Source organism: Streptomyces sp. CG4 (genome assembly GCF_041080655.1).
Lineage (GTDB): Bacteria > Actinomycetota > Actinomycetes > Streptomycetales > Streptomycetaceae > Streptomyces.
The window spans coordinates 7,145,806-7,157,714 of the sequence record NZ_CP163525.1 but is presented as its reverse complement, the minus strand read 5'-3'; the positions used below and the strand labels follow the sequence as shown (position 1 = coordinate 7,157,714).

At 72.1% G+C, this 11,909-nt stretch carries 13 protein-coding genes and 1 pseudogene; 7 read left to right on the top strand and 7 right to left on the bottom strand.

All coding sequences use genetic code 11. From position 1 onward, the window contains the following. Window positions 1-31 precede the first annotated feature (31 nt). Window positions 32-664, bottom strand: coding sequence for a uridine kinase (locus AB5L52_RS32680; RefSeq protein WP_369367413.1), 633 nt, complete (start codon window positions 662-664; stop codon window positions 32-34). A gap of 381 nt (window positions 665-1,045) precedes the next feature. On the opposite strand from AB5L52_RS32680, the gene AB5L52_RS32675 reads away from it, so the two are divergent. The 3 genes from AB5L52_RS32675 to AB5L52_RS32665 are packed head-to-tail and all read left to right on the top strand — an operon-like array spanning window position 1,046 to window position 3,806. Further along, complete coding sequence (locus tag AB5L52_RS32675; protein ID WP_369367412.1) at window positions 1,046-1,741, top strand: DUF2293 domain-containing protein; 696 nt, start codon at window positions 1,046-1,048, stop codon at window positions 1,739-1,741. A 41-nt stretch (window positions 1,742-1,782) separates the two neighbouring features. Beyond that, the gene (locus AB5L52_RS32670; RefSeq protein WP_369369011.1) at window positions 1,783-2,343 is read left to right on the top strand and encodes a hypothetical protein; all 561 of its coding nucleotides are present in this window, start codon (window positions 1,783-1,785) and stop codon (window positions 2,341-2,343) included. Continuing rightward, window positions 2,319-3,806: a glutamate synthase subunit beta gene (locus AB5L52_RS32665; RefSeq protein WP_369367411.1), complete on the top strand. Its 1,488-nt coding sequence runs from the start codon at window positions 2,319-2,321 to the stop codon at window positions 3,804-3,806. Before AB5L52_RS32670 ends, AB5L52_RS32665 begins: the two co-directional genes overlap by 25 nt. 75 nt (window positions 3,807-3,881) lie before the next feature. Here the strand turns inward: AB5L52_RS32665 and AB5L52_RS32660 are convergent, their stop codons facing one another. Further along, a complete protein-coding gene (locus AB5L52_RS32660; protein ID WP_369367410.1) occupies window positions 3,882-4,400 on the bottom strand; it encodes a carboxymuconolactone decarboxylase family protein in 519 nt (172 codons plus the stop codon). A 46-nt stretch (window positions 4,401-4,446) separates the two neighbouring features. Here AB5L52_RS32660 and AB5L52_RS32655 point away from each other — a divergent pair, with 46 nt between their 5' ends. Next, entirely contained in the window at window positions 4,447-5,886 is a 1,440-nt protein-coding gene (locus tag AB5L52_RS32655) for a PLP-dependent aminotransferase family protein (protein WP_369367409.1), read from the top strand. A gap of 184 nt (window positions 5,887-6,070) precedes the next feature. Here AB5L52_RS32655 and AB5L52_RS32650 read toward each other — a convergent pair whose 3' ends face one another. Further along, window positions 6,071-6,325, bottom strand: coding sequence for a DUF397 domain-containing protein (locus AB5L52_RS32650; protein WP_023551555.1), 255 nt, complete (start codon window positions 6,323-6,325; stop codon window positions 6,071-6,073). Beyond that, window positions 6,326-7,186, bottom strand: coding sequence for a helix-turn-helix transcriptional regulator (locus tag AB5L52_RS32645; RefSeq protein WP_351017695.1), 861 nt, complete (start codon window positions 7,184-7,186; stop codon window positions 6,326-6,328). 316 nt (window positions 7,187-7,502) lie between these two features. Here AB5L52_RS32645 and AB5L52_RS32640 point away from each other — a divergent pair, with 316 nt between their 5' ends. The 3 genes and pseudogenes from AB5L52_RS32640 to AB5L52_RS32630 form a co-directional block, all read left to right on the top strand. Then, entirely contained in the window at window positions 7,503-8,420 is a 918-nt protein-coding gene (locus AB5L52_RS32640; RefSeq protein ID WP_369367408.1) for an ATP-binding protein, read from the top strand. Between the two features lie 107 nt (window positions 8,421-8,527). After that, window positions 8,528-8,905, top strand: coding sequence for a hypothetical protein (locus AB5L52_RS32635; RefSeq protein ID WP_351018416.1), 378 nt, complete (start codon window positions 8,528-8,530; stop codon window positions 8,903-8,905). 444 nt (window positions 8,906-9,349) lie between these two features. Further along, window positions 9,350-9,533 (top strand): annotated as a pseudogene (locus AB5L52_RS32630) (hypothetical protein); the annotation flags it as partial. Window positions 9,534-9,575: 42 nt separating this feature from the next. Here the strand turns inward: AB5L52_RS32630 and AB5L52_RS32625 are convergent. From AB5L52_RS32625 to AB5L52_RS32615, 3 genes are all read right to left on the bottom strand, one after another. Further along, window positions 9,576-9,752, bottom strand: coding sequence for a hypothetical protein (locus AB5L52_RS32625; protein ID WP_351017701.1), 177 nt, complete (start codon window positions 9,750-9,752; stop codon window positions 9,576-9,578). Window positions 9,753-9,946: 194 nt separating this feature from the next. Beyond that, window positions 9,947-10,603 carry a DUF899 domain-containing protein gene (locus AB5L52_RS32620; RefSeq protein WP_351017704.1) on the bottom strand — a complete coding sequence of 219 codons (657 nt, stop codon included), beginning with the start codon at window positions 10,601-10,603 and terminating at the stop codon, window positions 9,947-9,949. A gap of 132 nt (window positions 10,604-10,735) precedes the next feature. After that, on the bottom strand, window positions 10,736-11,905 hold the full coding sequence (locus tag AB5L52_RS32615; RefSeq protein ID WP_351017707.1) for a cytochrome P450: 1,170 nt from the start codon (window positions 11,903-11,905) through the stop codon (window positions 10,736-10,738). Window positions 11,906-11,909: the final 4 nt, after the last annotated feature.

The window sequence follows — 11,909 nt, the reverse complement described above, 5'->3', positions numbered from 1 at the left end:
CCACGGGGGCCGATGGGCCGGTCCGTGCGGCTCAGCCGCTCCAGGCGGGATGGCGCGGGTCGTCGGCGCGTACCAGGACGTCGGCCAGGCCGGCGGGGTCGGTCTCGGTCTCGTAGCGCTCGAAGGCGGGGAGCGTCCACTGGTCGGGCTCCGGGGTACGGCGGCGCAGTGCGCCCGGGGAGAGGAGGAGGTGCACGGTCAGGTCGAAGGGGAACCAGTGGCGCAACAGAAGAGGGCCGTGGAGCAACAGCACCCCGCCGGGCGGGAGTTGGACATAGGGGCTGCGGGTGGCCCGGTCGGTGACCGGATCCCACAGGTCGGGCAGGACGCGCCCGCTGCCGCCGGGATCCAGAGGGCCGAAGACCTCGCGCCACAGGGCGCCGATGTCGAACCATCCGCCGTAGTACGACTCCGCGTCCCGCCGCCCGTGCTCCAGGCGCAGTGAGGCGGGACGCAGGAAGCCCTCGGTGCCGACCACGAGCGAGGGCCGACCGCGCACCCGCAGCGCCTCCCCCACGCGCTCGGCGAGGTCGCCGGGCCGGGCGGCCGGAGCCCCGTCGAAGCCGACGCGCGGCCAGGCCCCTCCGTCGGCCGCCTCCACCCCGGCCAACCGGTCGGCGAGCAGCTCGGCGAGCCGGTCCCAGGTGATCGCTTCGAGTCGCACAGGGCCCATGATGCCGGGTGGCGGGAAGGCGAGGTGACAGTGCCTGCTGGGCCGGGGGGTGCGGCCGGGCCGCAGACGGGGCGGGCGTTACCGCGTCGGCGGGGACTGGCTGCCCGGTGTCGAGAGGGACGAGAGCGACGGGAGCGATGAAGGGGGTGGTCGCGGTGGGCGCGGTGGTGAGCCTTGGCTGTCGTACGCCGGCCTCGCGGTGGCTGAGGCGGACGAGATGCAGGCTTCGGTGCGGCACCGTGCACGGAGGTCGGATACGAGGAGGTCGGGGTTCGGCTTGCAGAGCAGGCGGGAGAACGGCATACGGGAGGAGGAGATGAAGGAGTAGGCAAGGCGTGGGAGGCTCGGGTGGTAGCGGGGAAAGTACCGCGTATGGCGCTTCCTTCAACTCCCCACTCTCCCGGTCGACTTGTCGTCATCCAGGCGCTGAAGCCCAAGCGGTGTGCCACTTGCCGGCGCGGGCCGTTGTCTCTGCTCGTGCTGGAGGACGGGGCGCCGCGCTGTCTGCACTGTGCAGACCTGGGACACCTGGTGTTCCTGCCGCGCGGGGACATCGCGCTGACCCGCAGGTCCAGGGAGGAGAGCGGGCTGTCGGTCGTGGTGGTGCGGTTCAACCGGCGCAAGAGCCGCTACGAACGGCAGGGCGTGCTCGTGGAGGAAGCGGCGCTCGCCCGGGCCGAGGCCCGGTGCCTCGCGGACGCGGAGGCGCGGCGCCGGCGACGGGCGCGGGACGCGCGGCGTCGGGGGGCGGAGGACGAGCGGTTCGCGGCGGCGTTCGCGGCCGAGATCCTGCGGTTGTTTCCGGGCTGCCCGGCCGACCGGGCGCGGGCCGTCGCGGCGCACGCCTCCGCGCGGGGCAGTGGGCGGGTCGGGCGCAGCGCGGCCGGGCGGGCACTGTCGGAGGGGGCGGTGATCTCGGCGGTCGTGGCGGCCGTACGGCATGTGGACACACCGTACGACGAGCTGCTGATGATAGGGGTGTCACGGTACGAGGCACGGCGCCGGATCGCTCCGGCCGTGGAGAGCGTGCTGCGGGCCTGGCAGGACGCCGGGGCGGACGCGGGCTGAGAGCAGTGAGAGGGAGGGGCGAGACGAGATGGGGCGTGGAGATGATCGGCGGGCCGTTCTTCGTGCTGATCGTGGTGGGGATTCTCGGCACCGGGCTGATGGCCGGGGTCTTCTGCGCGTTCTCGATCCTCGTGGTGCGGGGCCTCGCCGCGCTGCCGCCCGCGCAGGGCGTCGCGGTGATGAACGCGATCAATGTCGCCACGGTGTGGCCTGCCTTCATGACGGTGTTCACCGGCACGGCGGTGCTGAGCGCGATGATCACGGTGGTGACGTTCATGGTGTGGCCGGGAGAGGGGAAGCTTGAACTCCACCTCATCGGCGCAGCCCCGTCCGCGCAACCCCATCACCAGAAGGGCTGTCCGCCGCTCTGCGCGGTCGCCGGGGCGGACGTATCGTGGCCGAAAGAGTGCCGAAGGCAGCCGCTCGACGTTCTCGAAAGATCTCCACGTTCTCGGGGGCTCTCGCCGGCTCTCGATGTCTCGGAGGCTCTCGGTGTTCTCGGAGGCTGCCGCCCGATGATGTACGGCCCGTCGTACAGCCGGTACCCCCGTGGTACCCGTACGCGAGGAAGTCGACCATGGCCGATCCCAAGGGGTTCATGACCACGCCGCGCCAGGAGTGGCCGCGGCGGCCCGTCGAGGAGCGGGTGCGGGACTGGGACGAGGTGTACGTCCCCGGAGCGCTGCTGCCCATCATCAGCAAGCAGGCCGACCGGTGCATGGACTGCGGGATCCCGTTCTGCCACGACGCCTGCCCGCTGGGCAATCTGATCCCGGAGTGGAACGACCTGGTCTCGCGCGAGGACTGGCGGGCGGCGAGCAACCGGCTGCACGCGACCAACAACTTCCCCGAGTTCACCGGGCGGTTGTGTCCGGCACCGTGCGAGGCGGGATGTGTACTCGCGATCAATCAGCCGGCCGTCACCATCAAGAACGTCGAGTGCGCGATCGCCGACCGCGCCTGGGCGGAGGGCTTCGTCCCGGCGCGGCCGCCGGAACGGCTGTCGGGGATGACCGTCGCCGTCATCGGCTCCGGGCCCACCGGGCTCGCCGCGGCGCAGCAGCTCACGCGGGCCGGGCACACGGTCGCCGTGTACGAGAAGGACGACCGGATCGGCGGGCTGATGCGGTACGGGATCCCCGAGTTCAAGATGGAGAAGCAGCATCTGGAGCGGCGGATCGAGCAGATGCGGGCCGAGGGCACGAAGTTCCGTACGTCGACCACGGTCGGGCGGGATGTCGGCGCGGTGGAGCTGCGGGGACGGTACGACGCGGTGGTGATCGCCACGGGGGCGACGGCGTGGCGGGAACTTTCCGTGCCGGGGCGGGAGTTGAACGGGATACACCAGGCGATGGAGTATCTGCCGCTGGCGAACCGGGTGTGTGAGGGGGATCTGGAGGTGTCACCGCTGTCGGCGGCCGGCAAGCACGTGGTGATCGTGGGGGGCGGGGACACCGGGGCGGACTGTCTGGGGACGGCGGTGCGCGAGGGGGCCGCGTCCGTGACCCAGCTGGACATCTACGCGCAGCCGGGTGCCGAGCGCGACGAGGACATCGAGCCGTGGCCGACGTACCCGAAGATCTACCGGCTGTCGGCCGCGCACGAGGAGGCCCGGGACCTGCGTACGGCGCCGGCGGCGGACGCGGACGCGCGGCTGTTCGCGGCGTCCACGCTGCGCTTCACCGGGGACGAGAGCGGGCGGGTGCGGTCGCTGCATCTGGTGGAGGTCGACGAGTTGCGCCGCCCGCTGCCGGGCACCGGGCGGACGCTGCCCGCGGATCTCGTGCTGCTCGCCCTCGGGTTCAGCGGGCCGGACCAAGAGGACGGACTGATCGGGCAGTTGGGGCTGCAGCTCGCCCCGCGCGGCACGCTCGCGCGGGACGACGGCTTCGCGACCAACGTCCCCGGGGTGTTCGCCGCCGGGGACGCGGCGCGTGGGCAGTCGCTGATCGTCTGGGCGATCGCGGAGGGGCGGGCGGTGGCAGCGGCTGTCGACCGGTATCTGACCGGGAGTTCACGGCTGCCGGCGCCGGTCTCTCCGAGGGATCGGCCGATGAGGGTGTAGGTGTGGCCGACGGCTTCCTGCAGCCGCTTCGGCGCGGTGATCGGTCGTGGTGATCGGCGCCGGTCCGTGCTCGGGTCAGTCGTTCCTCTCGTCCGTGCCCGCCACCTTTCCCGTCACCAGGGCCACCCGGTTCCATGTGTTGATCGCGCAGATCAGGGCGACGACGTGGGCCAGTTCCTGCTCGTCGAAGTGGGCGGCGGCCTCGGCGTAGACGGTGTCGGGTACACCCGAGTCGGCGACGAGGGTCAGCGCCTCCGTGAGTGCCAGGGCGGCCTGTTCCTTCGGGGTGAAGAAGTGCCGGGCCTCGCGCCAGACGGCGACCATGTGCAGCCGGTCCTCGCTCTCGCCGGCCTTGCGGGCGTCGTTGGTGTGCATGTGCAGGCAGTAGGCGCAGTGGTTGAGGTGCGAGGAGCGGATCTGGATCAGTTCGGCCAGCGCCGGGTCGAGGCCCTGACGGGCGGCGGCGTCGAAGCCGATGATGGCGCGGAAGACCTTCGGCGCGGACCTCGCGAAGTCCAGCCGGGTGCGGGCGGCCTCGGCGGCGGCAATCGCGCTGGTCACGTCCGTTGCTGTGGTGATCGTGTGCGTCGTCATGGCTTCAACCTACGGCCCGGATAGACCGGCTGTAGGGTGCACTTCCATGACGAAATCGTGGGTCAATTCCGCGGAGCCGGAACGGATCGGTGCCGATCTGCATCTGGAGCTGTCGGGTCCGGGTGGTCGGCGGGCGGCGCTGACCCGGTCGCTGCGGGAGGCCGTGCGCAGCGGACGGCTGGCACCGGGCACCCGGCTGCCGCCGTACCGGTCGCTCGCCGCCGATCTGGGCGTGGCCCGCAACACCGTGGCCGACGCCTACGCGGAACTGGTCGCAGAGGGCTGGCTCACCGCCCGCCAGGGCTCGGGCACCCGGGTCGCCGACCGGGCGGAGCCGCTGCGACCCACGGTACGGACGCCTGTGAAGACGCCTCCACGCGTGCGTGGCCCGCGACACGAACTGCGGCAGGGCACGCCGGACACCTCGGCGTTCCCGCGGGCGGCCTGGTCGGCCTGCTATCGGCGGGCGCTCCAGGGGGCGCCGAGCGAGGCGTTCGGGCCGGGGGATCCGGCCGGGCGCAGAGAGTTGCGGGAGGCACTGACCGAATATCTGGCACGCGCGCGTGGTGTGCGGACCGCCCCGGACCGGATCGTGGTCTGCTCGGGTTTCGCGCACGCGCTGCGGCTGCTGTTCGGCCAGGGCGGCCCGGGCGACGGGGTGCTGCGCGGTCCACTGGGCGTGGAGGCGTACGGGCTGGGCTTCCACCGGGAGCTGCTCGCCACGGCCGGGGTGCGGACGATGCCACTCCCGCTGGACGAGCACGGCGCGCGCGTGGACGTACTCGGGCGGGAGCGGGCGGTGCTGCTCACGCCGGCCCACCAGTTCCCGACCGGCGGCCCGCTGCACCCGGAGCGCCGGGCGGCCGTGATCGGCTGGGCACGCGCGCGTGGGGCGGTCGTCCTGGAGGACGACTACGACGGCGAGTTCCGGTACGACCGCAAGCCCGTCGGCGCGCTCCAGGGCCTCGACCCGGAGCGGGTGATCCACCTCGGGTCGGTCAGCAAGAGCCTGTCACCGGCGCTGCGGCTGGGCTGGATGGTGCTGCCGGAGCGTTACGTCGCGCCCGTGCTCGCGGCGAAGGGTGAGCGGGAGGGCTGGACGAGCGTCCTCGACCAGCTGGCTCTGGCGGAGTTCCTCGTCTCCGGGTCGTACGACCGTCATGTGCGGCGCATGCGGCAGCGTTACCGGCACCGGCGCGACCGGCTCGTCGCCGCGCTCGCCGCGCACGCGCCGCATGTCCAGGTCACGGGCATCGCGGCCGGGCTGCACGCGGTGCTGCGGCTTCCGCCGGGTACCGAGCGGTCCACGGTGCAGGCCGCCGGGTGGCACGGCGTCGCCCTGGACGGACTCGCCGCGTTCCGGCATCCGGAGGCGGAGGCGGGGACGACGGCGGGTGACGGACTGGTGGTGGGATACGCGGCCGCCGCCGAACACGCCTACGGCGCGGCACTGGAGGCGCTGTGCGGGGTGCTGCCCCCCGGGTGAGCGGCGAGCCACCTGCCCCGTGGGGCGCGGGTTGCCGCAGCACGGCCACCATGCAGCGATCTGGTGCGGGGTCAGCTCGGTGGGGATGCCGGTGCCGATGGCCAGGAATGCCGTACACCCCGCGTGGCCGGCCAATTCGTGGCGTGCTGAAGGAACTTGAGCGGCAAGCCGCACACGGTCGGGATCAGGACAGCAGGAAGTCGGCCTCCCCCGCCTTGGCACCCTCGATGAACGCGGTCATCTCGTCGGCGGTGTAGATCAGCGCCGGGCCGTCCGGATCGGTGGACTGGCGTACGGCGATCCGGCCGTCGGCCAGCTTCATGGCCTCCAGGCAGTTTCCGCCGTTGCCGCCGCTCCAGGGCTTGTGCCAGCCCTCGCTGCCCAGCTCCCGCGCGGGCATGCCGTTGTAGACGTGTCCGCGCGGCTCGATGCGATCCATTCACAGCTCCTTGCGGAGATCCCGAAGGATCTCCTTCGTGCGTTGTGCCGTAGCGGCCTGCGCCGCCATGCGGTCCATGACCTCGAGATGGGTGGCCACCTCGGCGCGCGCGTCGAGGTAGACGGCGCCGGTCAGGTACTCGCTGTAGACCATGTCCGGCAACTCCGGCATGGCGAATCGGAACAGCACGAACGGCCCGTACGTCCCCGGATGCGGCCCGCTCGCGTACGGGGCGACCTGGAGCGTCACGCGGGGCAGCTTCGTGGCCTCGAGCAACTTGTCGATCTGCGCACGCATCACCTCCGGGCCGCCGACCGGGCGGCGCAGGGCCGTCTCGTCCATCACCGCCCAGAAGCGCGGGGCGTCTTCACGGGTGAGCAGTTGCTGGCGCTGCATGCGCAGGGCGACATGCCGCTCGATGTCGTCCGGGCTGGTCTGGCCGATGGCACCGGACTTGAGCACGGCGCGCGCGTAGTCCTCGGTCTGGAGCAGGCCGGGGACGAAGTGCGGGTCGTAGGAGCGGATGAGGGCGGCCGCGCCCTCCAGGCTGACGTACATCGAGAACCAGCCGGGCAGGATGTCGTGGAAACGCTGCCACCAGCCGGGCTTGTTGGCCTCCTCGGCCAGCTGGACGAAGAGTTCGGCCTCGTCGTCGGGCACGCCGTAGGCCTTGAGCAGCAGTTGCAGGTACGGGATCTTGAGGGCGACCTCGGCCATCTCCATCCGGCGGACGGTGGCGGGAGCGACATGCAGGACGCGGGCGGCTTCCTCGCGCTTCAGTCCGGCGCGTTCCCGCAGGTCCAGCAGGCGCCGACCGAGGACCACCTGACCCACTGTCGGCGCGGACCGCGGTTCGCTCACGCTGCCACCTCCACCGAAAACTCCACCGAACGCTCCACCGGCGACCGGACCGACGGCCGGAAACCGACGGCCGGACCAACAGCCGGACCGACGGTCCTGCCGACGGCCCCCACCGACAGTTCCACCGAATTGCTTGCCGACAGCCCTACGGCGCCATTCGAAGATGCATTCGAAGATCGGGACAGATCTCCGATGACCCCAATTGGCGCCGCTCGACGTGCTGTTGCGAAGCAGTGTGCCACGGCCTCTGACCGAGTCACACAGCACTCTGCATTTTTCAGAGTGACACTTGCCAAGTGTTCACGGCGGGGAGATAGTGGCAAGCGTGATTCCGTCCGCGCCCTTAGGAACAGACGCCGCCGCAGACCGTCCCGGTCTCGGCGCAGCCGCGGGAGCAGCTCCTCAAGGGGGCGCTGCCCGGCGCCGGTTCCGTTTCGAGCTGGCCGCACATCCGGGTTCCGTCGCCCAGGCCAGACGCCTGACGCGTGCCCGGCTGAGCGGCTGGTCGGTGTGCGCGGACACCTGCGACAGCGCGGCCCTCGTCATCTCCGAGCTGGTCACGAACGCGATCGTGCACACCGCGAGCAGTCGTGTCGTGTGCGAGCTGCACGACCACGACGACACCGTGCGCATAGCCGTACGCGACTGGGGCTGTGCCCCCGGCGAACCCCACCCGTCCCCGGCCCGGCCCGACGAGGAGCACGGGAGGGGGTTGCTCCTCGTCGACGCATTGTGCCGGGCCTGGGGCGCCCAGGAACACGGCCCCGGACTGCTGGTCTGGGCCGAGCTGGCTCACCAGGCCGACGCGGCGGACGCCGGCGCGGATCCGGACGAGGACCTGGGCACGACGCACGACACCCCCGGCTTGTACGACGGCCTGGGCACGACGCACGACACCCCTGGCCCGTACGACGGCCTGGGCACGACGCACGACGTCACGGGTCCGTTCAACGACCTGGGCTGGGGTGCCCGCACCAAGCCGGGGCGCCCGGACGACTCCGACGAGGACGAGTCGCCGGAGGGCCGGAACACGGGTTCCGGGCGCCTCCCGCATCAGCCCGCCGATCAACCGCACCACTGTGGGGCACCGGAGCCGCAGGGTCACGGAGCACCGGACCCGCACCGGCACCGGCACCGGGCACCGGACCCGCACGGGCACCGCGCCTCGGACCGACCCGCGCACCAACTGCTGCACCGGGCTCCCGAGCAGCGCCGCGGCGGGGAGCGCCCGTGACCGGCAGCGGCGACTCCGACCGGCGGGGTCTCACCGGCTCGGGACGGCGCGACCACGCCCACTCCGAGGGTCCCGAGCCGTCCCTCGGTCTGGACACTCTGGTGCGGATGCAGCGTCGGCGGTCCGTACCGGACGCGCCCCGTCGGCTCACGGTGCCGGACGGCATGACCGCACCGCTCGGCTGGGACGCCGTGGCCGTGCCCGACCGTCTCGGTCCGCTGGTCGTACCCCGGCTGCCACGGCTCGGCTGTGTGTACACGGACGGCGCCCGCTGGTGGTGGATCGTTCCGTCGGACTCCGACTATGCCCTGCCCTGGCCGTCCCCGGCCCAGTACGCCCCCGGTGCCCTGGTCACCGACACGGCCCGGCTCATCCACCGCCCGGAGGGTACGGTGCCGTACACCCCGCCGATCCCGCTGTATCTGGCGCTGTGCCGGGTGATCGGGACGGCGCCGGACTTTCCGCGGCGCTTGGCCTGGCCGTGACGCCCGTTCGGGTGCCGAGTCCTGACGCGTGGGCGGCTGCGGGTTGCTTCCGCTCTGGAGCTGGGCTTCCGATCTGAGGCTGGGCTTCCGCTGTGGAGCTGGGCTTCCGCATGATGGTGAGCCGGCTGCCCGGCATGCCGGCGTCCAGTCTCCGGCGGCCCTGCGGGCCGCTGCCCGGGCCGCGCGGATCGTGCCGGCCGCCGGGGCAGTCCCGGGCGGTGCTCAGGCGAGGAGCCTGCCGGCCGTGAACACCACGCTCGGCGGCCTGCCGACCGGCCCGGACATAGGGCAACGGCTGCGCTCGGCGGCCCCGCGTCGGCCGCCGTGGCCGCCTCGTCGGTCGCGGCCGTACTGCTCAGAGCGGCCTCCATCGGGCAAGCCCACGCCGGTCGAGCTGCTCGCGGGATCCGCAACAGCGGCAGCGGCTCGGCATCACCCTGGGTCGCGTACCGGCGCGGGCAGGTGCTGATCGTGGACGAGTCGACCGCCGCGCTGGACGCGCGCGCCGAGCTGGAGGTCTTCGAGAAGATCCTGGCGCCGGCCGGCCAGGGGCGGTGCCCATGCCGAGCCGTACGCGCTCCAGGCAGAGCGGTTCACGGCGAAGGTACCGGCGCCGAAGCCTGTCTGAACCGGCTCCGCGGCAGCAGCCGCCGCGGCGGGGGCAGTCGACTCACTCCGCGCCGTCGCCGCCCCGCACGATCACCAGGAACGTGTCCGTCGCGAGGTCCATGACGACTTCGGCGGGCAGGCCCTCCTGACGCCGTGCGTGCGCGAACTCCTCGGCGGGCCAGGATCCCCGGGGACCACCGGCGGGAAAGCGTTCGAGCACGGTTCGCCCGTTCACCATCTCGCACCTCCAGAAAGCGTCTTCCTTAAGGGAGTTAACGCTCCGGAGAACGGAAAAGGCTCGCTAGGCGACGGGACTGAGACATTACCTACACTCGTTCAGCGCGGACCGTGAGAATGTGTTCACTTTGTGACACGAACCGCTCTCTCCGTGTCAGAGTGCGCACTCACCGTGTCCGGAGCGTGCTCGTCGTGTCAGGCGTCGTACTCGTCGTGCAGGCGGAGCCGGCCGCCCTCGCCGACGGGGCTGCGGCCCAGCGCGGTCAGGTCGAGCAGGCCGGCGACGGTGCCGAGTCCGTCGAGCCCGTCGTCGTACACCGAGTAGGTGTGGAAGACCCGGTCGTGGTCGCGCAGGAAGCAGCTGATGCCCGGGCGCTCGGTCAGGCCGCCGTCCGGCTCCACGCCGGCCACGGTGGCCTCGAAGTCGAGGTTGAAGTGGCCGTCGGACGACGAGTACCAGGGCACCGTCCAGCCCATCCGCGCCTTGAACGGCAGGATCCGGGTGAACGGCGCCCGGGAGACCGCCGCGAAAGCGGTGCTCCGGGCACGCAGCTGGGCGAGGTGGCCTATCTGGTCCAGGAAGGCCGAGCAGCACGGGCAGCCGGTCACCCACTCCGGCGCGAACATGAAGTGGTGGACGACGAGCTGGGCACGCCCCTCGAAGAGGTCCAGAAGGGTGGCCTTGCCGTCGCCGCCCTCGAAGACGTACTCCGCGTCGACCTCGACCATGGGCAGTCGGCGCCGCTCCGCGCCGAGGGTCTCGCGCGCCCGCCTGACCGCCTCCTCCTTGCGCAGCAACTCCTCGCGCGCCGCGCGCCACCGCTCGCGCGAGACGATCTCCGGGAACGACATGGGCCCTCCTGTCGACGGTCGGTCAGAAAGTGGTGACCGTCGGTGGGTACGGAACTCATCGTCGCGCACAGAGATTTATTCCGGACAGTTTCTCCATGCCGCGTTTTCCGCACGGATGTCGCCGGCCGGTGCTCAGTACCGCACCGGCAGGGCCAGCAGTCCGCGCGCCCGCAGGGACGGACGCCACCTCAACTCACCGTCGCTCAGGGCCAGTTCGGGGAAGCGCTCCAGCAGGGCCGCCAGGGCGATCTCCGTCTCCGCGCGGGCCAGGGGCGCACCGAGGCAGTAGTGGATGCCGTGGCCGAGGGCGAGATGCCCGGTGGCGTCGCGGGAGAGGTCGAGGCGGTCGGGGGCGGGGAAACGCGCGGGGTCGCGGTTGGCGGCGGACAGGGACACCAGGACCGTCTCCCCGGCGGGGACGGTGACACCGCCGATCGTGACGTCCTCGAGCGGGAACCGGCGGATGGCGAGCAGCGCGGGACCCTCGTAACGGGCCAACTCCTCGACGGCGGCGGGGATGTGGGTCGGGTCCTTGCGCAGGGCGGCGAGCTGGTCCGGGTGCTGGAGGAGGCCGAGGACGGCGTTGCCGATGAGCTGGACCGTGTTCTCGTAACCGGCGAAGAGGATGACGAAGGTCAGCGACATCAACTCGTCCTCGCTGAGCCGGTCGCCGTCCTCGTCGCGTACGGCGATCAGGTCGGAGAGGAGGTCGTCGGCGGGCTCGGCGCGCTTGGCGGCGAGGAGACCGGTGAAGAAGCCCAGCATGGCGGCGACCGCGTCCCGGGCGGCTCCGGGCCGTGCCGGGTCCGGGGCGACGAGGGCGTCCGTCCAGACCCGGAAATCCAGGCGATGACTCTCCGGCACGCCGAGCAGGTCGCAGATGACGGTGATCGGCAGCGGGGCGGCGTAGGCGGCGACCAGGTCGGTGGTGCCGTGCGGGCCGAACGCGTCCAGGAGCCGGTCGGCGGTACGGCGGATGGGCTCGCGCAGTTGCTGCACCCGGTGCGGGGTGAACGCGCGGCCGACCAGGCGCCGGATGCGGGTGTGGTCCGGCGGGTCCATGTTGAGGAGGTTGGCGTCCAGTGCGGGCGGCAGGGCGAACCCCTTGTAGGTGCCGTCCGACGCGTGCCGTTTGTCCAGCGAGAGCCGGGGGTCGGCGAGCGCGGCCCGGACGTCCTCGTACCGGGTGACGAGCCAGGCGGGGGCACCGTCCGGTCCGGTGATGCGCTGCACGGGCGCGGTGTCGCGCAGGCGCCGGTAGACGTCGTAGGGGTGGTCGATGAGGCCGTCCGCGAGTTCCATGATC

Excerpts from the sequence above, each read along its gene's own strand:
- AB5L52_RS32635 (WP_351018416.1), top strand. The coding sequence starts at position 8,528 with ATGCAGCGTCGGCGGTCCGTACCGGACGCGCCCCGTCGGCTCACGGTG.
- AB5L52_RS32655 (WP_369367409.1), top strand. The coding sequence starts at position 4,447 with ATGACGAAATCGTGGGTCAATTCCGCGGAGCCGGAACGGATCGGTGCC.
- AB5L52_RS32665 (WP_369367411.1), top strand. The coding sequence starts at position 2,319 with ATGGCCGATCCCAAGGGGTTCATGACCACGCCGCGCCAGGAGTGGCCG.
- AB5L52_RS32675 (WP_369367412.1), top strand. The coding sequence starts at position 1,046 with ATGGCGCTTCCTTCAACTCCCCACTCTCCCGGTCGACTTGTCGTCATC.
- AB5L52_RS32670 (WP_369369011.1), top strand. The coding sequence starts at position 1,783 with ATGATCGGCGGGCCGTTCTTCGTGCTGATCGTGGTGGGGATTCTCGGC.
- AB5L52_RS32620 (WP_351017704.1), bottom strand. The coding sequence starts at position 10,603 with ATGTCGTTCCCGGAGATCGTCTCGCGCGAGCGGTGGCGCGCGGCGCGC.
- AB5L52_RS32660 (WP_369367410.1), bottom strand. The coding sequence starts at position 4,400 with ATGACGACGCACACGATCACCACAGCAACGGACGTGACCAGCGCGATT.
- AB5L52_RS32615 (WP_351017707.1), bottom strand. The coding sequence starts at position 11,905 with ATGGAACTCGCGGACGGCCTCATCGACCACCCCTACGACGTCTACCGG.
- AB5L52_RS32650 (WP_023551555.1), bottom strand. The coding sequence starts at position 6,325 with ATGGATCGCATCGAGCCGCGCGGACACGTCTACAACGGCATGCCCGCG.
- AB5L52_RS32625 (WP_351017701.1), bottom strand. The coding sequence starts at position 9,752 with ATGGTGAACGGGCGAACCGTGCTCGAACGCTTTCCCGCCGGTGGTCCC.